General features: G+C 68.9%; 23 protein-coding genes. 11 read left to right on the top strand and 12 right to left on the bottom strand.

The window, feature by feature from the left end:
• The first annotated feature begins 84 nt into the window (after positions 1-84).
• On the top strand, positions 85-1,362 hold the full coding sequence (locus tag ACIPV5_RS02745) for an AI-2E family transporter (protein WP_400339526.1): 1,278 nt from the start codon (positions 85-87) through the stop codon (positions 1,360-1,362).
• Positions 1,363-1,429: 67 nt separating this feature from the next.
• On the opposite strand, the gene ACIPV5_RS02740 is transcribed toward ACIPV5_RS02745, so the two are convergent.
• From ACIPV5_RS02740 to ACIPV5_RS02700, 9 genes are all read right to left on the bottom strand, one after another.
• Positions 1,430-2,353, bottom strand: coding sequence for an ABC transporter substrate-binding protein (locus ACIPV5_RS02740; RefSeq protein WP_056275893.1), 924 nt, complete (start codon positions 2,351-2,353; stop codon positions 1,430-1,432).
• Between the two features lie 98 nt (positions 2,354-2,451).
• Positions 2,452-3,180, bottom strand: a complete 729-nt coding sequence (locus ACIPV5_RS02735) for an ABC transporter permease (protein ID WP_053099329.1) — start codon at positions 3,178-3,180, stop codon at positions 2,452-2,454.
• Positions 3,177-3,857 (bottom strand): ABC transporter permease subunit, encoded by a 681-nt coding sequence (locus tag ACIPV5_RS02730; protein WP_320489459.1) that lies wholly within the window; start codon positions 3,855-3,857, stop codon positions 3,177-3,179. Before ACIPV5_RS02730 ends, ACIPV5_RS02735 begins: the two co-directional genes overlap by 4 nt.
• A complete protein-coding gene (locus ACIPV5_RS02725; protein WP_053098339.1) occupies positions 3,854-4,741 on the bottom strand; it encodes an ABC transporter ATP-binding protein in 888 nt (295 codons plus the stop codon). The genes ACIPV5_RS02730 and ACIPV5_RS02725 overlap by 4 nt, the downstream gene beginning before the upstream one ends.
• 68 nt (positions 4,742-4,809) lie before the next feature.
• Positions 4,810-5,112: a DUF427 domain-containing protein gene (locus ACIPV5_RS02720; protein ID WP_056275888.1), complete on the bottom strand. Its 303-nt coding sequence runs from the start codon at positions 5,110-5,112 to the stop codon at positions 4,810-4,812.
• A gap of 198 nt (positions 5,113-5,310) precedes the next feature.
• Positions 5,311-6,744 (bottom strand): dihydrolipoyl dehydrogenase family protein, encoded by a 1,434-nt coding sequence (locus ACIPV5_RS02715; protein ID WP_400339523.1) that lies wholly within the window; start codon positions 6,742-6,744, stop codon positions 5,311-5,313.
• Positions 6,745-6,855: 111 nt separating this feature from the next.
• On the bottom strand, positions 6,856-8,226 hold the full coding sequence (locus ACIPV5_RS02710) for an MFS transporter (protein WP_400339520.1): 1,371 nt from the start codon (positions 8,224-8,226) through the stop codon (positions 6,856-6,858).
• A 57-nt stretch (positions 8,227-8,283) separates the two neighbouring features.
• The gene (locus tag ACIPV5_RS02705) at positions 8,284-9,393 is read right to left on the bottom strand and encodes a beta-propeller fold lactonase family protein (RefSeq protein ID WP_056275883.1); all 1,110 of its coding nucleotides are present in this window, start codon (positions 9,391-9,393) and stop codon (positions 8,284-8,286) included.
• Positions 9,394-9,400: 7 nt separating this feature from the next.
• Complete coding sequence (locus tag ACIPV5_RS02700) at positions 9,401-10,687, bottom strand: adenylosuccinate synthase (protein WP_056275880.1); 1,287 nt, start codon at positions 10,685-10,687, stop codon at positions 9,401-9,403.
• A 210-nt stretch (positions 10,688-10,897) separates the two neighbouring features.
• Between ACIPV5_RS02700 and ACIPV5_RS02695 the strand changes: the two genes are divergently transcribed.
• Positions 10,898-11,833, top strand: a complete 936-nt coding sequence (locus ACIPV5_RS02695; RefSeq protein WP_400339518.1) for a DMT family transporter — start codon at positions 10,898-10,900, stop codon at positions 11,831-11,833.
• Between the two features lie 63 nt (positions 11,834-11,896).
• Positions 11,897-12,637: a Pr6Pr family membrane protein gene (locus ACIPV5_RS02690; RefSeq protein ID WP_400339515.1), complete on the top strand. Its 741-nt coding sequence runs from the start codon at positions 11,897-11,899 to the stop codon at positions 12,635-12,637.
• A 44-nt stretch (positions 12,638-12,681) separates the two neighbouring features.
• Here the strand turns inward: ACIPV5_RS02690 and ACIPV5_RS02685 are convergent, their stop codons facing one another.
• Entirely contained in the window at positions 12,682-13,560 is an 879-nt protein-coding gene (locus ACIPV5_RS02685; protein ID WP_400339512.1) for a hypothetical protein, read from the bottom strand.
• A 234-nt stretch (positions 13,561-13,794) separates the two neighbouring features.
• On the opposite strand from ACIPV5_RS02685, the gene ACIPV5_RS02680 reads away from it, so the two are divergent.
• Genes ACIPV5_RS02680 through ACIPV5_RS02645 form a run of 8 tightly spaced genes read left to right on the top strand, consistent with a single transcriptional unit; the run spans position 13,795 to position 20,896 of the window.
• Positions 13,795-14,946, top strand: a complete 1,152-nt coding sequence (locus ACIPV5_RS02680) for a MoxR family ATPase (protein ID WP_230101103.1) — start codon at positions 13,795-13,797, stop codon at positions 14,944-14,946.
• 6 nt (positions 14,947-14,952) lie between these two features.
• Positions 14,953-15,840 (top strand): DUF58 domain-containing protein, encoded by an 888-nt coding sequence (locus ACIPV5_RS02675; protein WP_400339510.1) that lies wholly within the window; start codon positions 14,953-14,955, stop codon positions 15,838-15,840.
• Positions 15,827-16,318: a hypothetical protein gene (locus ACIPV5_RS02670; RefSeq protein WP_053098330.1), complete on the top strand. Its 492-nt coding sequence runs from the start codon at positions 15,827-15,829 to the stop codon at positions 16,316-16,318. The genes ACIPV5_RS02675 and ACIPV5_RS02670 overlap by 14 nt, the downstream gene beginning before the upstream one ends.
• Positions 16,309-17,295 carry a VWA domain-containing protein gene (locus ACIPV5_RS02665; protein ID WP_187249106.1) on the top strand — a complete coding sequence of 329 codons (987 nt, stop codon included), beginning with the start codon at positions 16,309-16,311 and terminating at the stop codon, positions 17,293-17,295. Before ACIPV5_RS02670 ends, ACIPV5_RS02665 begins: the two co-directional genes overlap by 10 nt.
• Positions 17,277-18,314: a VWA domain-containing protein gene (locus ACIPV5_RS02660; protein ID WP_400339506.1), complete on the top strand. Its 1,038-nt coding sequence runs from the start codon at positions 17,277-17,279 to the stop codon at positions 18,312-18,314. The genes ACIPV5_RS02665 and ACIPV5_RS02660 overlap by 19 nt, the downstream gene beginning before the upstream one ends.
• Positions 18,311-19,096, top strand: coding sequence for a hypothetical protein (locus ACIPV5_RS02655; protein ID WP_400339504.1), 786 nt, complete (start codon positions 18,311-18,313; stop codon positions 19,094-19,096). Before ACIPV5_RS02660 ends, ACIPV5_RS02655 begins: the two co-directional genes overlap by 4 nt.
• On the top strand, positions 19,090-20,211 hold the full coding sequence (locus ACIPV5_RS02650) for a hypothetical protein (RefSeq protein ID WP_400339501.1): 1,122 nt from the start codon (positions 19,090-19,092) through the stop codon (positions 20,209-20,211). The genes ACIPV5_RS02655 and ACIPV5_RS02650 overlap by 7 nt, the downstream gene beginning before the upstream one ends.
• 52 nt (positions 20,212-20,263) lie before the next feature.
• On the top strand, positions 20,264-20,896 hold the full coding sequence (locus tag ACIPV5_RS02645) for an ATP-binding protein (RefSeq protein ID WP_400339498.1): 633 nt from the start codon (positions 20,264-20,266) through the stop codon (positions 20,894-20,896).
• A 28-nt stretch (positions 20,897-20,924) separates the two neighbouring features.
• On the opposite strand, the gene ACIPV5_RS02640 is transcribed toward ACIPV5_RS02645, so the two are convergent.
• Complete coding sequence (locus ACIPV5_RS02640; protein ID WP_320489437.1) at positions 20,925-21,632, bottom strand: hypothetical protein; 708 nt, start codon at positions 21,630-21,632, stop codon at positions 20,925-20,927.
• Positions 21,633-21,721: 89 nt separating this feature from the next.
• Positions 21,722-22,513: an NAD(P)H-dependent oxidoreductase gene (locus tag ACIPV5_RS02635; protein ID WP_400339495.1), complete on the bottom strand. Its 792-nt coding sequence runs from the start codon at positions 22,511-22,513 to the stop codon at positions 21,722-21,724.
• Between the last annotated feature and the right edge of the window lies 1 nt (position 22,514).

Below are 22,514 nucleotides of genomic sequence, written 5' to 3'. Positions count from 1 at the left end.
TACGGAAACACGCGGCAGAACGACCCCACCCTGAAGGGGGGATGCCTCCCGGATGGACCCGCGCTCGGCCGCTATCGTGAGCACATGAGCCGAGAAGAGCAGGACCCGTCGAAGAGCGCGTCTGCTGCCGCATCCGAACCCTCCTCGGCACCCGACGTCGCAGCGTCGATCACCGAAGCATCCGCCGACACTCCGGGGTCCGCGAGCTCCCCCGCAGAAGACACCACCGTTCCGGCGATCTCCCCGCCCACGCCGAAGACGTCGCCGGCAGTTCGTCACGGGGTCGTCGAGCCGATGACTCCGAGCCGCTCGTTCTGGACGCGCATCGACCGGCCTTTCGTGTTCGGATTCCTGGTGACGATCGGCGGCCTCGCCGCCATCGTGCTCGGTCTGGCCGTCGCGAACCTGTCGACCGTGCTCATCTACATCGCTCTGGCACTGTTCGCCGCCCTGGGCCTCGACCCCACCGTGCGCTTCCTCGAGCGGCGCGGGCTGTCTCGCGCCATCTCGGTGGTCGTCGCGATCCTCGGGCTCGTGGTAGTGGCGGGTCTCGTCGTGTGGATGGTGCTGCCGGTCGTGATCGACCAGGTCGCGAGCTTCGTGAGGTCGGTGCCGGGGATGATCCAGGAGTTCACCCGCAGCGACATCTACGCGACGCTCGACGCCCAGTTCGGCGACCAGTTCCAGGACCTCGTCGCCGATGTGCAGACGTTCCTCACCGACCCGGGAAACATCGCCGCGATCGGCGGAGGAGCGCTGCAGGTCGGCGCCTCGATCGCCAACGCCATCTCGGGCATCATCGTGGTGCTCGTGCTCACGCTCTACTTCGTCGCGACACTGCCGTCGATCAAGTCGGGGATGCTCCGTCTCGCTCCCGCACGTGACCGCGCTCGCGCAAGCGACATCACCGAGCAGATCACCGATTCCGTAGGCGCCTACGTGATGGGAATGGTCGTGCTCGCGTTCTGCAACGCCGTGCTCGCTTTCCTGCTCTATCTGTTCCTGGGCCTGCCTTTCCCGCCGCTCATGGCGACGGTCGCGTTCTGCATCACGCTGATCCCGCTCGTCGGATCGGTGATCTTCTGGATCATCGGCACGAGCCTCGCCCTGTTCACGAACCCTGTGGCAGCGCTCGTCTTCGCCCTCATCTACCTCGTGTACATGCAGATCGAGGCCTACGTCATCACCCCGCGCGTCATGAACAAGGCCGTCGCCGTTCCGGGTGCCCTCGTCGTGATCGGCGCCCTCGCCGGCGGCACGCTGCTCGGCCTGCTCGGCGCTCTCGTGGCGGTGCCGGTCGCGGCATCCATCCTCATCGTGATCAAACAGGTGCTGATACCCCGGCAGGACGCCAGGGTCTAGGCAGTACCTGGACGCAGAAGTGCCCGGCCCCCTGAAGGGCCGGGCACTTCTGTGAGGACGACTCGGGTCAGACGAGGTCGTTGTCAGCGAGCCACTTCTTCGCGATGTCCGCGGAGGACTGCTCCTCGACCGTGCTGAGCACGTTGAGGGCGACGAGCTCCTCGCCGGTCAGCTTGGCGCTGATGGCGTTGAGGACATCGGAGACGTCGTCGGCGATGTCGCTCGAGACGATCGGCACGACGTTCGACGAGATGATCAGGTTCTCGGGGTCTTCGAGAGCGACGATCTCCTCGGTCTCGAAAGCCGGGTCGGCGGTGTAGATGTCGGCGACCTGGATCTGGCCGGCGAGCAGCGACTCGAGCGTGGTCGGGCCGGTGGCCGAGAACGTCAGGTCGACGCCGTAGACCTCTTTGGCCTTGGCCGGGCTGTACGGACGCTGCTCGAACTCCGGAGCCGCACCGATCGTGACCTCGGAGGTCACCTTCGAGAGGTCGCCGATCGTCTTCAGGTCGTTCTCCTCGGCGAAGCTCTTCAGCACCGTGTAGGAGTCCTGATCGGTCGCCTCGGCGAAGTCGAGAGCGGTCAGGCTCTCGGGAAGGGCCTCCTGCAGCGCCGCGTAGACGTCGTCAGGGCTGGTGACGTCGACCTCGTCATCCGAGATGTACTCGAGCAGGCTGCCCGTGTACTCGGGGAAGACGTCGATGTCGCCCGACTCGACATCCGGCATGTACGCGTCACGCTGGCCGATGCTGAGCTGCTTCTCGACGTCGAAGCCGGCGGCCTCGAGCGCCTGGGCGTAGATCTCGGCGATGATCTCGTTGGAGTAGTACGCCTGCGAGCCGACGACGATCGTGTCGCCGCTGCCCGAGCTCTCACCGGAGTCGGACGGCTCGTCGAGCGGATTGCTCGACGAGCAGGCGGACAGGGCGAGTGCAGCCGCGGCGACAAGACCGACGGCGAAGACAGAGCGCTTGCCTCGTGCTGTGAACATGGACTTCCTCTTTTCTGGAACTGCTGTGGGGGACTGCTGCTGTGTGGAACTGCTGCTGTGTGGAACTGCGCGGTAGGGACGGAGGAGCCGGTGCGCGATCAGGCCGTGGCCGGAGCCGCGGCGGGAGCGAGGTCGCGCGACCGGCGACGGGTGGGACGGCCGGCACGGAGCCCCGCCGGCACCGCGGCGTGCTGGGCTGCGGCGAGGATCAGGTCGACGAGCAGCGCCAGCGTGGCCACGAGGATCGCCCCGGCCAGCACCTGATCGAACTTCTGCAGGGGAATGCCCTGGATGATCGGCCAGCCGAGGCCGCCGAGATTCACGTAGGCGGCGATCGTGACGGTCGCGATGACCTGAAGGAGGGCTGAGCGGAGGCCGCCGACGAGCAGAGGCAGTCCGAGCGGCACCTCGACCTTCCAGAAGATCTGCCAGCCGGTCATGCCCATCGCCTTGGCCGAATCGATCACGCGGCGATCGATCGCCTCGAGCCCCGTATACGCGCCGGCGAGCAGCGAGGGGATCGCGAGCAGAACGAAGGTGATGATGGCCGCCTGCGGCACACGCAGCACGCCGAGCAGGAGGACGAGCAGGATCATCAGGCCGAACGCGGGAATCGCTCGCGCCGCGCCGGAGATCGCGACCGCGACCTCGCGTCCCTTGCCCGTGTGGCCGATCAGCCAGCCGATCGGCACCGCGATCACCGCGGCGATCAGCACCGAGATCACCGTCAGGGCGAGGTGCTCGGCCAGCAGCTTCGGCAGCGCGTAGTTTCCCGTCCACTGCTCGGGAGCGAGCATCCAGGCGAAGGCCTCGGCGAAGAGATTCATGCCGGGGCCCCCAGCGCGATCGGGCGAGACGCGACCTTCTTCGAGGCGGCGCGAGTCCACGGCATCAGCGCGCGACCGATCAGCAGCAGGATCAGATCGATCACGAGGGCGATGATGACCACGGCGACGACGCCCGCGAACACCTCGGCGATGATGCGCCGGTCGAGGCCGTTCGTGAACAGGTAGCCGAGGTTGGTCACGCCGATCAGGATGCCGACCGTGGCGAGCGAGATGGTGCTGACGGCCGTCACGCGGAGTCCGGCGAGGATCACCGGACCGGCGAGCGGGAACTCCACCGCCCAGAATCTGCGGAAGGCGGCGAAGCCCGTCGCCGTCGCCGCCTGGCGCACATCGTCATCGACCGAATCGAGACCGTCGGAGACCGCGCGCACCAGGATCGCGATCGCATAGATCGTGAGCGCGATGACGAGATTCGACTCGCTCCGGGCCGAATACCCGGCGACCGAGGGCAGCAGGATGAGCAGCGCGAGCGACGGGATCGTGTAGAGCAGACCGGTGAGCACGATGATCGGGCCGCGCACCAGGCGGAAACGCCACGCGACCCAGCCGAGCGGGAGCGACAGCACGAAACCGAGCACGATCGGGATGATGCTCTGACGCAGATGCACCAGAGTCAGATCGAGGATCAACCCGAGGTTGTCGGTGACCCAGTTCACGCGCCCTCGCCCTGCACAGCGCCGAGAGCGGCGGCATCCGGCCCCGCCAGGGGACCGTCGGACGTCTCGGCCGCCGCGACGATCGCGCCCTGCGTGCGCCCCTCGGAGTCGACCACGACGGTGCCGTGCGGGGTCTCTTTGAGGTGCAGGGCCCGACGCCCACGGTCGGCTCCGATGAACGAGGCGACGAAGTCGTCTGCCGGGTTCTCGATGATCTCGCTCGGGCTGCCCACCTGCACGATGCGCGCGCCCTTGTCGAGGATCACGACCTGATCGCCGAGCAGGAAGGCCTCGTCGATGTCGTGGGTGACGAACACGACGGTCTTGTCGAGTTCGTGCTGCAACCGCAGCGTCTCCTGCTGCAGGTCGGCGCGCACGATCGGGTCGACGGCGCCGAAGGGCTCGTCCATCAGCAGGATGTTCGGATCCGCCGCAAGACCGCGGGCCACACCCACACGCTGCTGCTGACCGCCCGAGAGCTGACTGGGATACCGGTCGGCGAGTGACTGGTCGAGTCCGACCGTCTTGAGCAGCTCACGCGCGCGCTCGTGCGCCGGCCCCTTCTTCACGCCGGTCAGACGCAGCACGGTGGCGACGTTGTCGATCACCGTGAAGTGCGGCATCAGGCCGGAGTTCTGCATGACGTAGCCGATGCGGCGGCGCAGGGCGACGGGGTCGCCGCCGAGCACGCTCTCGCCGTCGATCTCGACCTCGCCCGAGGTCGGCTCGACCATGCGGTTGATCATGCGCAGCAGAGTGGTCTTGCCGCATCCCGAGGATCCGACGAACACCGTCGTCTTGCGGGACGGCAGCACCAGGCTGAAGTCCTTCACGGCGGTCGTGCCATCGGGGAACTGCTTGGTGACGTTGCGGAACTCGATCACGATTTACTACTCTCCGGTCGATCGATCGACGAGGCGCGCATCAGCGCCTCGACTGCGGCATACAGAGGTCATGCAGAGACCTCGACCCGCGGGTCGAAGGCGACGAAGCCCGAGAAGTCCTTGCCCACACGGTCGAAGGCGCTCGGATACGGCGTCGGATACGACCAGGCGTAGTCGGTGTGCAGCTCGCCACCGGCCTGGACGGAGAAGTACTGGGCGGCGCCCTTCCACGGGCATGTGTACGGAGTGGGGCTCTCGACGAGCACGCCCTCCGTGATGGATGCCGGCGGGAAATACCAGTTTCCCTCGATGCGCGCGAGATCGCTCTCGTCGGCTTCGGCGATGACGGTTCCTGCGAGTACAGCCTTCATGGTCCTGCCTCCTCGGATGTGTGTTCGAGCGTATAAGAGGTGTGCGACATTCGCCCGGGGTTGTGCCGGAGGTTGTCAATGTGGGAAACAATCCTGCTCCGGGCGCGCCGATCGCGCCAGTCTCTCGTCGGTTGTTCGGAGCGGATGCTGAAACGGATGGGCCGCGCGGCGTCCGTCGTCGGCATCCGTCCGATGGGCTCAGGCCGAGTCCCTCCCGTAGGACTCGAGCAGCCGCAGCCAGATCTCGCTGATCGTCGGGTACGCCGGAACGGCGTGCCACAGGCGGGCGATCGGCACCTCGCCGACGATCGCGACCGTGGCCGTCTGCACGAGCTCGGCGACCTCGGGGCCGACGAAGGTCGCTCCGATGATCACGTCGCGCTCCTTGTCGATCACGAGGCGGGCCTGCCCCTCGAAGCCGTCCTCGTAGAGACTCGCGCCGGCGACAGAACCCAGGTCGTAATCGACGACGGCGACGTCGGTTCCGGCCTTGCGGGCCTCTGCCTCGGTATGCCCGACCGAGGCGACCTCGGGGAACGAGAAGGTCACCTGAGGGGCGCCCGCGCCGTCCGCGGTGGCGACGTGACGACCCCAGGCCGCATCGTCGACGTCCTCGCCCTTGGCGCGCGCCGCGATCACGTCGCCCGCTGCTCGCGCCTGATACTTGCCCTGGTGCGTGAGCAGCACACGACCGTTCACATCGCCGACCGCATAGAGCCAGTCGGATCCGGGAACACGCAGCGTGTCGTCGACCGTGATCCAGCGACCGGGCTCGAGACCCGCGACGTCGAGGCCGATGTCGCCGCTGCGAGGAGACCGCCCGGTCGCCACGAGGACCTCGGCAGCGGTGACCGTCGACCCGTCGTCGAGCACGATCTCGACTCCCTCGTCGCCTCGCGTCACGCTGGTCGTGCCGGTGTCGGTGCGGACGTCGACACCGAGCTCCTTCAGCCCGGCCGCGACGCGCTCCCCGGCGAACGGCTCCATCGAACCCAGCAGACCGCTGCGGGCGATGATCGTCACCGTCGAACCGAGGGCCGCATAAGCCGTGGCCATCTCGACCGCCACGACCCCGCCGCCGATCACGGCCAGCGACTCGGGCAGCTCCTCTGCGCTGGTCGCCTCGCGGCTGGTCCAGGGGGACGAGTCGCGCAGGCCCTCGATGGGCGGGATCACGGCATCCGATCCGGTGCTGATCGCGACGGCGTGGCGGGCCCGGAGCACGCGGGTGCCGCCGTCGGCATCCGTCACCGTCACCTCGCGCTCACCCGTCAGACGACCGTGCCCGCGGGCGAGGTCGATGCCGGCGGAGTCGAGCCACTTCACCTGCCCGTCATCCGACCAGTTGCTCGTGAACGAGTCGCGGCGGTCGAACACCGCTCGCACGTCGAGCGACCCCGTCACCGCCTCGGCCGAGCCCTTGACCTTCTGCGCGGCTCGCAGCGCCTGGGCCGGACGCAGCAGCGCCTTCGACGGCATGCATGCCCAGTACGAGCACTCACCGCCGACCAGCTCGCTCTCGACGATGATCGCGGTCAGTCCGTTCTGCACGGCGCGGTCGGCGACGTTCTCGCCCACCGGCCCGCCGCCCAGCACGATCAGGTCGTAGTCGTCGGTCTTCTCAGCAGTCATGGGGTGCACCTCTCCGTCGCCCAGTCTTGCTCAAGTCCAACGTCGAGTCACGGGGTGGTTGTTCCGCGACGCGCCGTCGGGCGCGTTGCGACCTGAGTTGTGAACGTCCGGTCAGGCACCCCGAGGCGCCACCCGAGGAGCGAGCACCGCCGCGGCGAGCGCGATGATCCCCGCGAAAGCGAACACCGCGACGAACGGGTCGCCCACCCCCGCGAGGCCGGTGAACAGCACCCCGGCGATCGCGAGCGCGAGCGCGCTGCCGAACGAGTCGGCGACGGTCATCGCCGAGCTGTTGAAGCCCTGGTTCTCGGGTGCCGACATCTCGAGCGTCAGCGCGCTGGTCCGTGGGCTCATGAGCCCCATGCCCGCACCGGCGACGATCCAGGCGACGATGATCACGGCGACCGGCGCGGCGAGCACGGCGGCGACGAGCGCCAGCAGGACGCCTGCGACGACCAAGACCGTGCCGACCCGCACGGCCACCGCACTCGAGAGCCGGACGCCCAAGCGTCCCTGAAGGGTGGCGGCCGCCGACCAGGCCAGCGCCCCGCCGGTGAGGGAGAGCCCCGCGATGGTCGGCGACACCGCGTAGCGGTCGGTCAGCAGATAGGGGATGTAGACCTGAGCGCCGAAGAATCCGGCGGCGGCGAGCCCTCGCACGAGGAGCACGGAGGGAAGGCCGCGTCGGGCGCGGAGGGTTCCCGCGGGCAACAGCGCACGAACCGCGACGAGCGCCACGACGACCGCGACGACCGCGAGAACAGGACCCGCTCCCGGCACATCGCCCACCAGATTCAGCGCGAGCACGGCGACCGCCGCGAGCACCGACCATCCGATCCGCCCGAAGGCCCATGGCGTCGTCGCATCGCCGTCGCCGGAGAGGCCCCGGAGCGCGGGGACGACCATGAGCAGCGCCGGCACCACGAGGAACACGACGCCGAGGAAGACCCAGTGCCAGCTCCACAGTTCGGTGACGGCACCCGCCACGGTCGGCCCGATGAGCGACGGCACGACCCAGGCTGCGGCGAACCCCGCGAAGATCGCCGGATGCAGCTCGCGTGGATACACGCGGGCGACGACCACATAGAGCGCCACCATCAGGCCGCCGTTGCCGAGCCCCTGTGCGAAGCGTCCCGCGACGAGCACCTCCATGCTCGGCGCGAGTCCGGCGACGACCAGACCGAGGACGAACAGCGCCACCGACGCGTAGAGGGGGGCAACGGGTCCGCGGCGATCCGCCCAGTTGCCCGCGACCGCCATGCCGATCACACCGGTCGCGAGCGGACCCGCGAACGCGAGGGCGTAAAGGCGCTCGCCGGCGAGGTCGGCGCTCACCGCCGGCATGACCGTCGTGACGGCCAGGGACTCGAACGCTCCGAGGAACACGAGCGCGCACGCGCCGATCGTGATCCATGCGTAGGTGCCGCTCAGGATGCCGGTGCGGGCGGTGGCGGTCGGAACCGCACCCGTGTCGATAGTCATAGGCTCGACCGTAAAACCTCAACAATGGTTGAGGTCAAGCCGCGAACGGCGGGCGCGTCAGCGAACCGGCAGGATGTGCGTCGGCGCCGGGGCCTGCGCGAGGTGGCGTATGCCGAGCGGCGCGCCCGTGCGCTCGTCGAGGTCGATCAGCGCGACGGTGTCGGAGCGCTGCCCCGCGACCAGCAGCTTGCCCTCGTGCACGACGTGATGACGCGGCCAGTCCACGCCCGAGTCGGCGAGGGCGATCGACTCGAGAGCCTCGCCTCCCCCGCGCACGCGGAGCGCGGCGATCGTGTTGCTGCCGCGCAGGGCCGTGTAGAGGAACTGCGCGTCACGGCTGCGGGCGAGTTCGGCGGGGAAGTCCACGCCGATCTCGGCGATCGGGCTCGCGAGCACCGACGACACGACAGCCCACGTGCCGTCGCGCCCGGCGCCGAGAGTGAACACCTCGCACGAGTACTCGGTCACCACGTGCAGGTGGCCGCTGGGGTGCACGACCATATGCCGGGGGCCTGTGCCGACGGGCAACACGACCTCGTGATCGAGCACCAGGCCACCCCCGGTGGGTCGCCAGATCCGCACCAGGTCGAAGCCGAGATCGGTGGTCGCGATGCGCCCGTCCGCGAGGAAGGCTGCCGAGTGCGCGTGCGATGCGCGCTCCTCACCCGTCGCGGTGAGCTCGCCGGGGTACGGATCGGATGCCGCGGCCGCGACGCCCGCCGGAGGCGCCGCCTCGAGCGGCTCGCCGAGGAGAGCGGCACGCAGCTCGGCTGCCTTGTTCACGGCATCCGGCACCAGGCGGCCCTGCGCGTCGATGCCGATGCGGACGACCCGGCCGTCGCCGTAGCAGCTCGCGACGAGGAACGATCCGCTCGACGAGACCGCCACGTGGCAGACGCCGTCGCCCGCGGCGACCGGCTCACCGAGCGGCTTCAGCGTCGAGTCGCCGCTGCGCGCGAACGCTTGCACTCCGGCATCCCCTTCGAGCGCCGCGTAGACGACGTCGAGCGACGGATGCTGCGCCAACCACGACGGGGAGGGGGTCTGCGTGACCGCTCCCCGATACTCGAGTGCGGTGGGCGCGCTCTCGTCGCCCGCGAGCAGGCCGATGCCGTCGGCCGAGCCGTCCATCGCGGGTCCGTACCCGCCGAGCCAGAACCGGGTCATGTCAGCCTCAGTCGAGCAGGTCGTGACGCACGATGACCTGGTCGCGCTCGGGGCCGACGCCGATGACGGAGATGCGCGTGTTGCTCATGCCCTCGAGCGCGATGACGTAGTCCTGCGCGTTCTTCGGCAGGTCGTCGAACGTGCGTGCGGTCGAGATGTCCTCGCTCCACCCCGGGAAGTACTCGAGGATCGGCGTCGCGTGGTGGAAGTCGGTCTGGTTGACCGGCACCTCGTCGAAGCGCCGACCGTCGACGTCGTATGCGACGCAGACGGGGATCTGCTCGAGTCCGGTGAGGATGTCGAGCTTGGTGAGGACGAGATCGGTGATGCCGTTCACACGCGTCGCGTAGCGGGTGATCGGGGCGTCGTACCAGCCGACCCGGCGCGGACGGCCCGTGGTGGTGCCGAACTCGAAGCCGCGTGACCGCAGCCACTCGCCCTGCTCGTCGAACAGCTCGGTGGGGAACGGACCGGAGCCGACACGGGTCGTGTAGGCCTTCACGATGCCGACGATGCGGTCGAGCGCTCCGGGGCCGACGCCCGATCCGGTGGACGCGCCGCCCGCCGTGGCCGACGACGACGTGACGAACGGGTAGGTGCCGTGGTCGACGTCGAGCATGGTGGCCTGACCGCCCTCGAACACGACCACCTCATCGCGGCGCAGGGCCTCGTCGAGCAGGTATCCCGTGTCGGCGACCATCGGCCGCAGGCGCTCGGCGTACGAGAGCAGGTCTTCGACGACCTCGTCGGCGGTGATCGCGCGACGGTTGAAGATCTTCACCAGCAGGTGGTTCTTCTGATCGAGAGCGCCTTCGACCTTCTGGCGCAGGATGTTCTCGTCGAAGAGGTCCTGCACGCGGATGCCGACGCGGTTGATCTTGTCGGCGTAGGCGGGGCCGATGCCACGGCCGGTCGTGCCGATCATGCGCTTGCCGAGGAAGCGCTCGGTGACCTTGTCGAGAGTGCGGTGGTACTGGGTGATGATGTGCGCGTTGGCGCTCACCTTCAGACGGGAGACGTCGATGCCGCGGCCGCCGAGCGCCTCGAGCTCGCTGAAGAGCACCTCGAGGTCGATCACGACGCCGTTGCCGATCACCGGCGTGACGCCCGGCGACAGGATGCCGGACGGCAGCAGGTGCAGTGCGTACTTCTCATTGCCGACCACGACGGTGTGGCCCGCGTTGTTGCCGCCGTTGAACTTGACGACCCAGTCGGTGCGCTCGCCGAGCAGGTCGGTGGCCTTGCCCTTGCCCTCATCGCCCCACTGGACGCCGACGATAACGATTCCTGGCATGGGTATCCCCCTTGCTTTCGCCGGGTTTGCACCGGCTGATGAGCTGGCCCTCTTCGGGCGGCTCCATCCTATCGAAGGTCGTTCGCCGACCCTCCGGGCTGTGGGCGGCGGACGCTCTCGAACGGACTGCAGCAGCCCGTGGCGGAAAACGAGCGGATGCTGTCGCTCGGGCGCATCGCCGATGTCGGTGGCCGGTGCCAGGATCGAAGGATGCCGAAGACCGGTCGCGTGCGTCGCGACGACAGCCTGAACCCAACGAAGCCCCGCACACAGGGTCCACTCGTGCTTGTCGCCGCACTGGTGACGGTGGTGCTGTGGGCCTCGGCGTTCATCGGCATCCGCGGCGCCGGTCCGCACTTCGACCCGGGCGCGCTGGCGCTGCTGCGCATGGCCGTAGGAAGCGCCGTGCTCTCGATCATCGCGGTGCGCCACGGCATCCGTCTTCCCGACCGGAGGCACTGGTGGCTCGTCGCGGTCTGGGGCGTCGGGTGGTTCTGCGTCTACAACCTGGCCCTCAATGCCGCCGAGCGCACGCTCGATGCCGGCACGGCCGCGATGGTGGTCAACCTCGCGCCGCTCATGGTGGTGGTCTTCAGCGGGCTCTTCCTGCGTGAGGGCTTTCCGAAGCCGCTGATCATCGGCGCGCCGATCGCCTTCCTCGGTGTCGTCCTGATCGGCATGAACTCGTCGACGAGCGAGGGTCCCGACATCACCGGGCTGCTGCTCGCGCTGCTCGCGGCCGTGATGTACGCCGGATGCACTCTGCTGCAGAAGCATCTGCTCAGCGCGGGGTCCGACGCGACCACGCTGACGTTCCTCGGCGCGGTGGCCGGCACGGTCGCGCTGCTCCCGTGGGCAGGCAGCCTGGTCGGAGCACTGCAGACGGCCCCGCTCGGCTCGACGCTGTGGGTGGTGTATCTCGGCATCTTCCCGACGGCGATCGCGTTCACCACCTGGGCGTACGTCCTGCAGCGCAGCACGGCCGGCCAGACGTCGGCGACGACCTATGTCGTGCCCGCGATCGCGATCCTCATGTCGTGGGCGATCCTCGGTGAGGTGCCGACCCCGCTCATGTTCGTCGGCGGTGCACTGTGCCTGCTCGGGGTGCTCGTGACACGGATGAAGTGGGGACGCCGCGCCGCGTGACGTGACGGCATCGAGGCTAGCGTCAACCGGCATACTGACCGATAAAGTGTGCGCGGAGGCGAAATGACGACCTGGTGGCCCTACGCCCGACTGGCAGCAGCAGCGCTCGGACTCGCGGCGATCATCGCCCAGCTCGCACGCAGCGTCGAGAACGCTCTCGCGGCCACCACCGAGTGGGGCCAGCACCTGCCGACGGTCGCGGCGAACTTCCTCAGCTTCTTCACGATCCTGTCGAACCTGCTCGCGGCCATCGTGCTGATCGTCGCCGCGGTCTGGGCGCTGCGCCACCGTCACGACGAGGAGCGGGAGCCCGGCTGGCTCGCTGTCCTCCTCGTCTGCGTCAGCACGTACATGATCGTCACGGGCATCGTCTACAACACCCTGCTCCGCGGCGTCGAACTGCCCCAGGGCGTCACGGTCCCCTGGTCGAACGAGGTGCTGCACGTCGTCTTCCCGTTGTTCCTGCTGGTCGACCTGCTGTTCGCTCCGCGGCGGCGCGCGCTGCGCTGGCGTGCCGTGGCGATAGCGACGATCTTCCCCATCGTGTGGGTCGTCTACACGATGATCCGGGCGAATCTCATCATCGCCCCCGCCACCGGCGAGGCCTGGTGGTATCCGTACCCGTTCCTCAACCCCCACATCGTGCCGGGCGGCTATCTCGGGGTCGCCGGCTACATCGTCGGCATCGCCATCGCCATCATCGGCGTGGCCTGCGTGGTCGTCTGGGTGGGCCGCAAGCGCGGCGCCTCTCAGGACGTCGCCGACACGACGCACGCCGAGGAGTCCCCGCGCGCCCGAGGATGATGCGGCGAGAAGCCTGCCCCGAGGCGGAGCGGCTCACGCTGCGGCTATCGGGTTCCGCCCTCGGTCCTGAACGTCGCGAGCACCGGATCGCTCACGTGCTGAGGAGTCGTGGCCAGGGCCTCGCGCGGATCGAGGAGGCGAGTCGGAACACGGTCACCGCGAAGCTCCTCCCGCGTCGATGGTTCGAGTACGTAGAGACGAAGGGCGAGCCAGAGCAGTGTCCCGTCCAGCCCCAGCGCTGCCGGGTCGATGTCGATCACGCCGCGCCTGCGTGAGAAAGGATGACGCCACCGTTCCCGATAGCTCTGGGCGTCAGGACGAACACCCACCTTCAGAACCATCGAGTTGTTCATGCCGACGCCGAGGTCGATGCTTCGGATGTCGTCCCAGTGCACTTCGGCATCCAGGTGGAAGGTCGCGGATCCGAGTCCGCGGGGATGCAGGAACAGTCGCCGAGGCTGCCGCAGTGAGATCAGGTGACTGACGACAGGACCCAGCAGCAGCACGGCGACCAGTGCCCAGATGATGCGCCACACACCGCTGACGGTCGCCGCCACGACCGCGAAGGTCGACGCAGCGGCGAGCGCCGCGACCAGCGTCATCGCGGGCACGAGCTTCGATCCGGGGAGGAGGATCCCCCCGGGGACGCTCGCACTCGCCCGACTGATGTCCTCCGCGCTGACGCGCCGGCGAGAGAGCGTGGTGAGCCAGAGTGTCACCGCGATCACCCACCACAGCGAAGGGACAGCGATGAGCACGCCGATCATGGATCGCATGGACCCGGTGTCGTGCAGGTACGCCCAGGCGCAAGCAGAGGTGGCGACGGCCGCGAGGATCACGTTCAGCACGACCACGGCCACCCACAACGGTCGTCCGATCGAGTACTCGAGCGCACTGCGCGGCATCGTTCTGGGCTGCTTCATCGTTCCCGCATCATCCGAAGATCGAGTTCTCAGCTAAGCACGCGTCCGTCGCTCCGCCGATATACGCGTCGGGCCGGATCAGATCCCATGATGTCGAGTCACGGATGCCGTCCCCCCTGCGTGGCCCGCCGCCGCGCCATCCGCGCCGGGGCCGGAGCCGCGCCGGCCGATGCGGTTACGCTGGTCGACGGGGGGTCGTCGACGCGTCCCCCGTGGGAACGAGGAGACACACCGATGAACGAGCCCTACGCGCCCGGCCCCTCCGCAGGTTCGACGCCGCCGCCTCCGCCTGCGCCCTCCGCCCAGGCCGCCGCGCCGGCTCCTCCCGCTCCCGCGACCCGCGCCGAATCGTCGGCCCCCGCGGCCCCCGCGGCCTCCCCGTCGGCGAGCAGGAAGTCCGAAGCGCCGACGGACGCCGAGCTCCAGCGCGCGAGCGCCGTCCTGAAGACCGTGTCCGACGCATACTCGGCCAAGATGGTCGGCCAGGAGCGTCTGCGCATGAGCCTGCTGATCTCGCTGATCGCGGGCGGGCACATCCTGCTCGAGAGCGTTCCGGGTCTGGCGAAGACCACCGCGGCCAGCACCCTCGCCGACACCGTGAGGGCGCAGTTCAAGCGCATCCAGTGCACCCCCGACCTGCTGCCCAGCGACATCACGGGCAACCAGATCTACGACGCGGCGACCGGGTCGTTCCGCACCGTGCTCGGACCGGTGCACGCGAACTTCGTGCTGCTCGACGAGATCAACCGCTCGAGCGCCAAGACCCAGAGCGCCATGCTCGAGGCCATGCAGGAGCACCAGACCACGATCGGCGGCGAGGTCCACCACCTGCCCAAGCCGTTCCTGGTGATCGCGACGCAGAACCCGATCGAGCAGGAGGGCACCTACGAGCTGCCCGAGGCGCAGATGGACCGCTTCCTGCTCAAGGAGATCGTCGAGTACCCGAGTCCCGCCGAGGAGTTCGAGATCCTCGGCCGCATCGACTCGGGAGTGCTCGATCCCGACCGTCACGTCTCGAGCGCCATCAGCCTCGACGACGTGCACATGCTGCAGGACGTCGCGAGCCGCATCTACGTCGACCCCGCGATCCGCAACTACATCGTCTCGATCGCCTACGTCACGCGGAACCCCGCCCCGTACATCGGCGAGGAGCGCGCGCGCTTCATCAAGTACGGCGCGAGCCCGCGTGCGAGCATCGCGTTCCTGCAGGCGTCGCGGGCGCTGGCGCTGCTCAACGGCCGCAGCCACGTGATCCCCGAGGACATCCGCTCGCTGCGCCACCTCGTGCTGCGTCACCGCGTGCTGCTGACGTTCGAGGCCGACGCCGAGGGCATCCGCAGCGAGGAGATCATCGACCAGATCTTCGCGTCCGTCCCCACGCCCTGACCCGCCATGGCCAGCCTGATCGCCCAGGTGAAGAGCAAGCTCTTCATCCACTCGTCGCGCAAGTCGCTGCACGCGCTCGACGGCGCCTACGCGTCGCTGCTGCACGGCCGCAGCCTCGACTTCGAGGATCTGCGCAAGTACGAGTACGGCGATCAGGTGCGCGACATCGACTGGCGCGCGACGGCTCGACTGGGCACTCCTCTGGTCAAGCGGCACCGTGCGATGCGGATGCACACGGTCCTCTTCGTGGTCGACACCGGCCGCTCGATGGGCGCGCTCGCGCACGACGAGAAGTCGAAGAAGGACCTCGCGATCCTCGCCACCGGCGTGCTCGGCGTGCTGGCACTGCGGCACGGCGACGACTTCTCACTGGTCTACGGCGACTCCGACCGCATCCGTCGCCGCGCGCCGGGCCGCAGCGAGGGCGCACTGGAACACGCGCTGCGCACGATCGACCGGTCGATCGACACGGGCAGGGCAGCCAGCGACCGCGACGCGCTGCTGTCGTACGTCACGCGCACGATCTCTCGCCGCATGATCGTCGTCGTCATCACCGACGAGGCTCCGGTCACGACGGAGACCGAACGGATGCTGCGCCGACTGCGCGTGCAGCACGACGTCCTGTGGCTGACCGTGAGCGACGCCGATCCGGTGCTCGACCACGCGACGGCGACCATCCGCAGCGATGTCGACAGCATGTGGGAGGTGCCGGACTTCGTGCAGGGCGATCCCGACATCATCCGCGAGCTCGCCGCGCAGACCGAGGCCGACGCGGCGCGACTTGCTGAGCTGCTCAAGCGGATGGAGATCAGCCACAGCGTGCTGGCGGGTCAGGACGACGCCGTCTCGCAGCTGCTCCAGCTGCTGAATCGGAGGTCGAATGCCCGACTCTGATGAGCTGTACCCGCCTTTCCAATACGGCTGGGGCTGGATCCTGGTCGCATTCGGCATCCTCCTGCTGCTGATCGCGGCAGCATGGGTGGTCGTGGCGCTCACCAGGCCGCGACGTGACCTCACGCTGTCGCGCGACGCCCAGGGACCGACCCTGCTCACCACCGACGTGCTGTCGCAGCTGCGGGTCGAGTACTTCGACCGGATCCAGCGCATCGAAGACGACTACCGCGCCCGCACCCTGTCCGCCCGCAACGCGAACCTCGAGCTCAGCCGCGTCGTGCGCACCTTCGTGAACGAGTACAGCGGACTCGAGGCACCGGTGCTCGCGCTCGACGACCTCGTCTCTCGAGGGGTCCATCCCGCGCTCGTCGACGCCATGGGTCGCCACTACTACCCCAGCATCTTCCGGCCCGGTCCCGCGATCGACCCGATCGCCGGTGCCGAGGCGGCCCGAACGGTGGTGCGCACATGGCACTAGCGAACGGGTGGCTCATCCTCGTCGCCGTGGCCGTCGTCGTCATCGCGATAGCGCTCGGAATCGTCATCGGGCTGCGCAGCGGTGCGAAGACCGAGGCCCACGAGCGCGCCCGCGTCGCCCGAGCCGAGCGCCTGCGCGCGCTGCCGACTTTCCGCCAGGCGTTGAACCGCCGCGTGCTCGCACTGTCGAGCATCCTGCTCATCGGCGTGATCGCGACCCTCGCGGCCGGGGTCGTCTCCGCCCGGCCGATGGCGTCGCAGACCATCCAGCCCGTCAATACGAGCCGCGACATCATGCTCTGCCTCGACGTCTCGGGGTCGATGAGCGAGGTCGACGTCGAGGTGCTCACGGTCTTCGAGGAACTGCTCGAGGACTTCGAGGGTGAACGCATCGGCCTCACGATCTTCAACAGCTCTCCCGTGCAGATCTTCCCCCTGACCGATGACTACGAGTTCATCCGCAGCCACCTGCAGAGCATCCGCGAGAGCTTCGAGTTCACCGAATCGGTCCCCGAGCACTGGGTCGGCACGCTCAACGGCAACGGCGCCTCGCTGATCGGCGACGGCCTCGCGGCATGCGCGATGGCGTTCGACCACCCCGACGACGAGCGGTCGCGCTCGATCATCTTCGCGACCGACAACGAGGTCAACGGCGCCTCGATCGTGACGCTCGACGAGGCCGCCGCGTATGCCGCATCGAACGGCGTGCGCGTCTTCGCACTCAACCCGGTGCAGGGCAAGGACGCCGACGTCAGCGCCGAGCTCACGAAGGCCGCCGAGGCCACGGGCGGACAGGCGTACGGCCTCCGGGACACCACCACCGTGAGCGACATCGTCACGCAGGTGCAGGAGCAGGAGGCGTCCGCGCTGAAGGGTCAGGCGCAGGTCGTCTGGACAGACGCGCCGAACCTCTGGATCGTCGTGCTGATGATCTCGATGCTCTCGTTCATCGTCGTGCTGTGGAGGGTGAGACTGTGATCTTCCAGCCCGTGCTGAACGTCTTCCTCCTCGCTCTGCTCTGCGCGCCCGTGGCCGCCCTCGCCGTGATGGCGCTGGTCAGGGCGACCGGCCGCGGACGGGCGCTCTGGGCCATGCGGCTCGTCATGCTGCTCGCCTGCTTCGTCATGCTCCTGCGCCCGGGGATCCCCGGCGGTGCCACCGAGACCCTCGCGACCGACACCGACATCGTGCTCGTCGTCGACACCACCGCGAGCATCGTCGCCGAGGACTGGGACGGCGACAAGCCTCGCCTCGACGGCGTCCGCGCCGACGTGCAGGCGATCGTCGACGAGTACCCCGGTGCGCGGTTCGCGCTGATCACGTTCGACGCCACGGCCGATCTCCGCATGCCGCTCACCACCGACACCACCGCGCTCGTCTCGTCGCTCGAGGTGCTGCGCCCCGAGGTGACGAGCCAGTCGCGCGGCAGCTCCATCGGCATCGCGAACCAGCTGCTCTCGGACACCCTGTCGAACGCGGCCGAGTCGTCGCCCGATCGCTCGCGCATGGTGTTCTACTTCGGAGACGGCGAGCAGACGGTCTCGTCGGCCCCCGAGCCGTTCGACGGGAGCGCCGAGCTCACCGACGCCGGCGCCGCGCTCGGGTACGGCACCGCGGAGGGCGGACCGATGAAGCTCACCACGGGCGGCGTGGACGGTTCGTCGAGCGAATACATCGAGTACGAGGGTGCGAACGCGCTGTCGGTGATCGACGAGGGGAACCTCGAGGCGATCGCCTCGGATCTCGGAGTCGAGTACCAGCACCGGACCGCGGATGCCGCACTCACCCTGCCCGAGGCGCCCTCGACCACCACCACCTACGCGGAGTCCGGAACCGTGGGCAACGTGACCGAGCTCTACTGGGTCGCCGCCCTCGTGATCGTGGCGCTGCTCGGCGTGGAGCTCACGAGGGCGAGCATGCTCGTGGCCCGACTGCGTCTGCTGCGAGCGCCGTCGACATCGCCGCGACGCCGGACGACCGACGGAGGTGCCGCATGACAGATCTGTCTACACGCGCCGGCGGGACGCCGTCCGACAGCCCTGAGGACCTGAGGGCGTCGGCCGCCGCCGCGCTGCTGGCCTCGAATCGTCGCCGTCGCCGCATCCGACGGTGGATCGCGATCGGCACGCTTCCGCTGACGCTGGCCGCACTGCTGTTCGTCGGCAAGATCCTCAGCATGTACGCATTCGCGCACCAGTCGATCACCGCGTACGTGGCCGATGACTATGCCGGATCAGAGGCGTCGGCCCGCGGGCAGGAGTTCCTCAACTGGTTCGAGCCCTTCAAGGCGCCGTTCAACGTCGGCACCGCGCTGGCGGGCGCCGAGAAGCTGCCGGATGCTCGGGCGAAGCTCGAGGAATCGCTCGACCTCGCGACCGGCCTCGAGGTGTGCACGGTGCGCATCAACCTCGCTCTCGTCCTCGAGCGCATGGGCGACGCCGCCCGCGCCGAGGGCGATGGCGCGGGGGCCGCGGAGTTCTACGGCGAGGCGCTCACCATCACGACCGAGATGCCCGAGGAGTGCAACAGCGACGAGGCGCAGGAGCAGTCGTCCGAACCCGACCGAGACATGCAGCAGAGCAGGGAAGACCTCGAGGACCGCCTCAAGCAGAAGCAGCAGAACGAGCAGCCGCCGCCGGAGGAGGAGCAGGAGCAGGAGCCGCAGCCCTCCGACGAGAAGCTCGAAGAGCTCGAGGACAAGCTCGAGCAGGGCACGCAGGAGCGCGATCAGCAGCAGGGCGACGACGGCGGAGGCTCGGGAACGGACAAGCCATGGTGATGGATCACGAGAAGCAGCGGGCCCGCTACGTCGCCGGCACGGAGGGTGCGCCGCCCGTGCCGCCGCCCGGTGGCTATCGCAACGCCCGCCGCCAGGCCGGGCCGGTCGTGCAGCATCCCGGCGCTCCGGCGATGTCGGGCACGGCGACCGCAGCCGAGGTCGCCTCCGCCGAGAAGAAGCCGGCGAACGCACTCGGCTGGATCGCACTCATCACCGGCATCCTGTTCGCCCTGATCCTCCTCATCATGCTCGCGATCGGAGCGACCGACGCGGTCTACGGCGTGACGATGCTGACGCTGCAGCTCGTCGTCGTCGCCGTCGTGATCGGCGCGCTGTTCACCGCCCGAGGACGCGCGCTGGCAGCCGTCGCCCTCGCCGTCACGCTGATCTTCAACGTCGCCACCGTGGGCGGCATCGGTGCACTGCAGACGTCGGCCTCGGGCAGCTACGACGGCATGAAGACCGACGAGCAGAAGCACGAAGAGGCCTACCCGGGCATCAAGGGCACCGACCCGCAGGACGCTCTCACCCAGCAGTCGCTCGAAGAGGTGAAGGCCGAGGCGGACAGCCTGTTCGCCGACATCCGCGAGCGCATCACCGCCGAGTACGGATACGACTGGGTGCAGGTCGGCGACGAGGATCTGCGTCCGGAGCGCAACGGCTACGGCGGCGAATCGATGCTCATCGAGTACACCTCCGCCGGCTGGGCCACCACCGAGCCGATCCAGGACTACAGCCTCAAGCTCGAGGTCATGTCGACGATCGACTCGGTCGTCGCCGAGCACGGTCTGCCCACGCTGTACTCGTTCAACGGGGAGTACTCGGGGATCGACCCGTCGATGATCGCGAAGCTCTACGGCAGCGAAGACCCGCTCGAGCAGCACACGTGGGAGTACTACACCGAGAACTACCCCGATCCGATGAGGTTCTACGCGAACATCTTCGACCTCTCGAACGACCCGTCGGGCGACTTCCTGACGACGCGCGAGGCGCAGAACGCCCGCACCGGCGAGCCCCTCGAGGGGCTGCAGATGGTGGTCATCGCGAGCGCCGTGCTCAGCGATGCGGACCGAGCCGAGTTCGAGCAGAAGCTGCAGGAGTACCCCGGGTTCTGAGCCCTGCCGAGTCTGCCATCCCCGACCGGCCGCGGATCGGTAGAGTGCGGTGATGAAGTCGGAGGATCGCGCCACGTGGACCATCACGACGCATGACTGGGCGCGAGATGTCGACGTCGATCACCTGCACGGCATCCGCGACGAACGAGCCATGTACGAACCCGGCGGACGCCGCCATCAGATCCTCGAAGTCCTCGCGTACGCGGACGACGAGGCCGCTGGGCTCGGGCGAATCGGCCATGTCGTCGTGAGCATCTCTCGCGACGGCTCGGTGTCGGTCGCCGACGATGGCCGCGGCACCGACACGCGGACCGACGGCGGGGGTGACATCGTGCGGAAGCCCGTCATGGCCACCCGGGATGTCCGCTTCTTCGAATCTGCCTCGGCACCGCTTCTGCCGGATGGTCTGCCGCGCCGCGGAATGTCGACAGTCGCGGCACTCAGCTCTGTCCTCGCCCACGAGAACCGGCGGGCTGACGGGCGGTGGGTGCAGGAATACCACCACGGAGTCCCGTCGACGGACCTGCGCATCCTGGCCGATCCGGCAGAAGTCTCACCCGGCGCCGGCGCGGGGACCGGGACGACGGTGACGTTTCGCTCCGAGCTCGGCGACCCGACGGACCTCAGCGACACGGATCTCGCCGCGTTCCGTTGGGTGAGCATCCGGGTCGTCCGCGAGGGCTGACCTATCGGGCGGGCTCATCGCGGTGATGCTAGCTCGCGAGCGAGAGCCCCGCGGCGAGCGCGAAGCCCAGCACGGTCGCGAGCCCGGTCACCTGCTTGGCCTTCTGCTGCGCGTCGGGCACCATCGAGTCGACGAGCATCACGAGCAGCGCGCCTGCCGCGAAGCCGCTCGCGCCGGCCCGGAAGTCGTCGCCGGTGCTGCTCGCCACCGCGAATCCGGCGACGGTCGCCAGCGCGCAGATGACCGAGATGCCGGCCCACAGCAGCAGCACGCGCGACTTCGCCATGCCGCCCTTCAGCAGGTCGGCGGCCGAGCCGATCGACTCGGGCAGGTTCGAGACCACGATCGCCACGACGAGCGCGATGCTCACCGGTTCTCCGGAGGCCAGTCCGATTCCCAGCACGAGCTGCTCGGGGATGCCGTCGAGCAGTGCTCCGAGCGCGAGCGGGACGCCCGCTCCCCGTTCCTGGGACTTCGCGGCTCGCGCATCGAGGATCCGGTCTGCGATGAAGTACGCGAGCGCGCCAGCGACCACGCCGACGATGAGAGGGATGGGGCCTGCGAGGTCCAGCCCCTCCTCCCACAGCTCGAAGGCGATGGAGGCCATCAGGGCACCGGCTCCGAAGCCGAGCACGATGCCCAGCCAGCGCGGCGGCCAGGTGCGCAGCAGAGCGAGAACAGCGCCGACGATGAGGGGCGACGCCGCGACGACGCCCCACAGGATCGCTCCACCCATGCCGTCCTCCTTCACGGACACTCTGCCACCGTCGGGGCCGATCGTGCAGAAGCGGAGAGCTACGCCCGCGCGCGTCGGGCCGCGTTGCCTCAGTCGACCGCGACGCGATGGATGCCGAGGTCGGTGCGCCCGGGAAGGAGGTCCGATCGCAGCGCCCGGGTGCCGTGGTAGTCGCCATCGCGCAGCCGACGGTACGGGCGGCTCGGCGATTCGAGCGCCACTCCGGAGAGCCTCTCGATCAGTCGTGCGCTCTCGCGATCGACGCGCTCCCCGTCCAACCCGTCAGCGTCGTGGACGACGTGCAGGTCGAGCGGCTCGATGCCCGTGTACCAGAGGGTGCCGTGGGTCAGCGGGAACAGCAGCGAGTCCAGATCCCCGCTGACGCCCCGTTCTCCGATCGAGCGCTCGTCCTCCCCTGCCGTCACGATCACGAGGGCTCGACGCCCGGCGAGCGGGCCCTCTCCGTATCGCAGCGGCAGACCGGTCTCGGCATCCGCGGGGCCGTAGGCGAAGCCGTTGGTGAGCACCCGATCGAGCCAGCCTTTGAGGATCGCCGGCGGTCCGTACCACCACAGCGGGAACTGGAGCACGACGAGGTCGGCGGCCGCGAGCTTGCGCTGCTCCTCGGTGACGTCCGGCGGCAGCTGGCCCGTGGCGTACGCCTCGCCCATCAGGTCGACGACGCTGCCCTCACGCCCTCGGGGCTCGCCCAGATCCGGCGCTGCGAGAACCGGATCGAAGCCCTGAGAGTACAGGTCGGTGATCTCGACATCGTGGTCGCGCGCGAGAGCGTCGACGCCATCTCGGAACAGCCGCGCGTTGAACGAGCTCGATTGGGGGTGGGCATAGATCCAGTGGACGGTAGGGCGCGATGCTGACACG

Origin of the sequence: Microbacterium sp. NPDC090014, assembly GCF_044748285.1 — a bacterium.
GTDB lineage: Bacteria > Actinomycetota > Actinomycetes > Actinomycetales > Microbacteriaceae > Microbacterium.
Note: the sequence above shows the minus strand (reverse complement) of the source record. Positions and strands in the feature narration are given on the sequence as shown.

Excerpts from the sequence above, each read along its gene's own strand:
- ACIPV5_RS02695 (WP_400339518.1), top strand. The coding sequence starts at position 10,898 with ATGCCGAAGACCGGTCGCGTGCGTCGCGACGACAGCCTGAACCCAACG.
- ACIPV5_RS02655 (WP_400339504.1), top strand. The coding sequence starts at position 18,311 with ATGACAGATCTGTCTACACGCGCCGGCGGGACGCCGTCCGACAGCCCT.
- ACIPV5_RS02740 (WP_056275893.1), bottom strand. The coding sequence starts at position 2,353 with ATGTTCACAGCACGAGGCAAGCGCTCTGTCTTCGCCGTCGGTCTTGTC.
- ACIPV5_RS02680 (WP_230101103.1), top strand. The coding sequence starts at position 13,795 with ATGAACGAGCCCTACGCGCCCGGCCCCTCCGCAGGTTCGACGCCGCCG.
- ACIPV5_RS02700 (WP_056275880.1), bottom strand. The coding sequence starts at position 10,687 with ATGCCAGGAATCGTTATCGTCGGCGTCCAGTGGGGCGATGAGGGCAAG.
- ACIPV5_RS02745 (WP_400339526.1), top strand. The coding sequence starts at position 85 with ATGAGCCGAGAAGAGCAGGACCCGTCGAAGAGCGCGTCTGCTGCCGCA.
- ACIPV5_RS02670 (WP_053098330.1), top strand. The coding sequence starts at position 15,827 with ATGCCCGACTCTGATGAGCTGTACCCGCCTTTCCAATACGGCTGGGGC.
- ACIPV5_RS02690 (WP_400339515.1), top strand. The coding sequence starts at position 11,897 with ATGACGACCTGGTGGCCCTACGCCCGACTGGCAGCAGCAGCGCTCGGA.
- ACIPV5_RS02705 (WP_056275883.1), bottom strand. The coding sequence starts at position 9,393 with ATGACCCGGTTCTGGCTCGGCGGGTACGGACCCGCGATGGACGGCTCG.
- ACIPV5_RS02735 (WP_053099329.1), bottom strand. The coding sequence starts at position 3,180 with ATGAATCTCTTCGCCGAGGCCTTCGCCTGGATGCTCGCTCCCGAGCAG.
- ACIPV5_RS02645 (WP_400339498.1), top strand. The coding sequence starts at position 20,264 with ATGAAGTCGGAGGATCGCGCCACGTGGACCATCACGACGCATGACTGG.
- ACIPV5_RS02640 (WP_320489437.1), bottom strand. The coding sequence starts at position 21,632 with ATGGGTGGAGCGATCCTGTGGGGCGTCGTCGCGGCGTCGCCCCTCATC.
- ACIPV5_RS02710 (WP_400339520.1), bottom strand. The coding sequence starts at position 8,226 with ATGACTATCGACACGGGTGCGGTTCCGACCGCCACCGCCCGCACCGGC.
- ACIPV5_RS02650 (WP_400339501.1), top strand. The coding sequence starts at position 19,090 with ATGGTGATGGATCACGAGAAGCAGCGGGCCCGCTACGTCGCCGGCACG.
- ACIPV5_RS02675 (WP_400339510.1), top strand. The coding sequence starts at position 14,953 with ATGGCCAGCCTGATCGCCCAGGTGAAGAGCAAGCTCTTCATCCACTCG.
- ACIPV5_RS02715 (WP_400339523.1), bottom strand. The coding sequence starts at position 6,744 with ATGACTGCTGAGAAGACCGACGACTACGACCTGATCGTGCTGGGCGGC.
- ACIPV5_RS02685 (WP_400339512.1), bottom strand. The coding sequence starts at position 13,560 with ATGAAGCAGCCCAGAACGATGCCGCGCAGTGCGCTCGAGTACTCGATC.
- ACIPV5_RS02665 (WP_187249106.1), top strand. The coding sequence starts at position 16,309 with ATGGCACTAGCGAACGGGTGGCTCATCCTCGTCGCCGTGGCCGTCGTC.
- ACIPV5_RS02720 (WP_056275888.1), bottom strand. The coding sequence starts at position 5,112 with ATGAAGGCTGTACTCGCAGGAACCGTCATCGCCGAAGCCGACGAGAGC.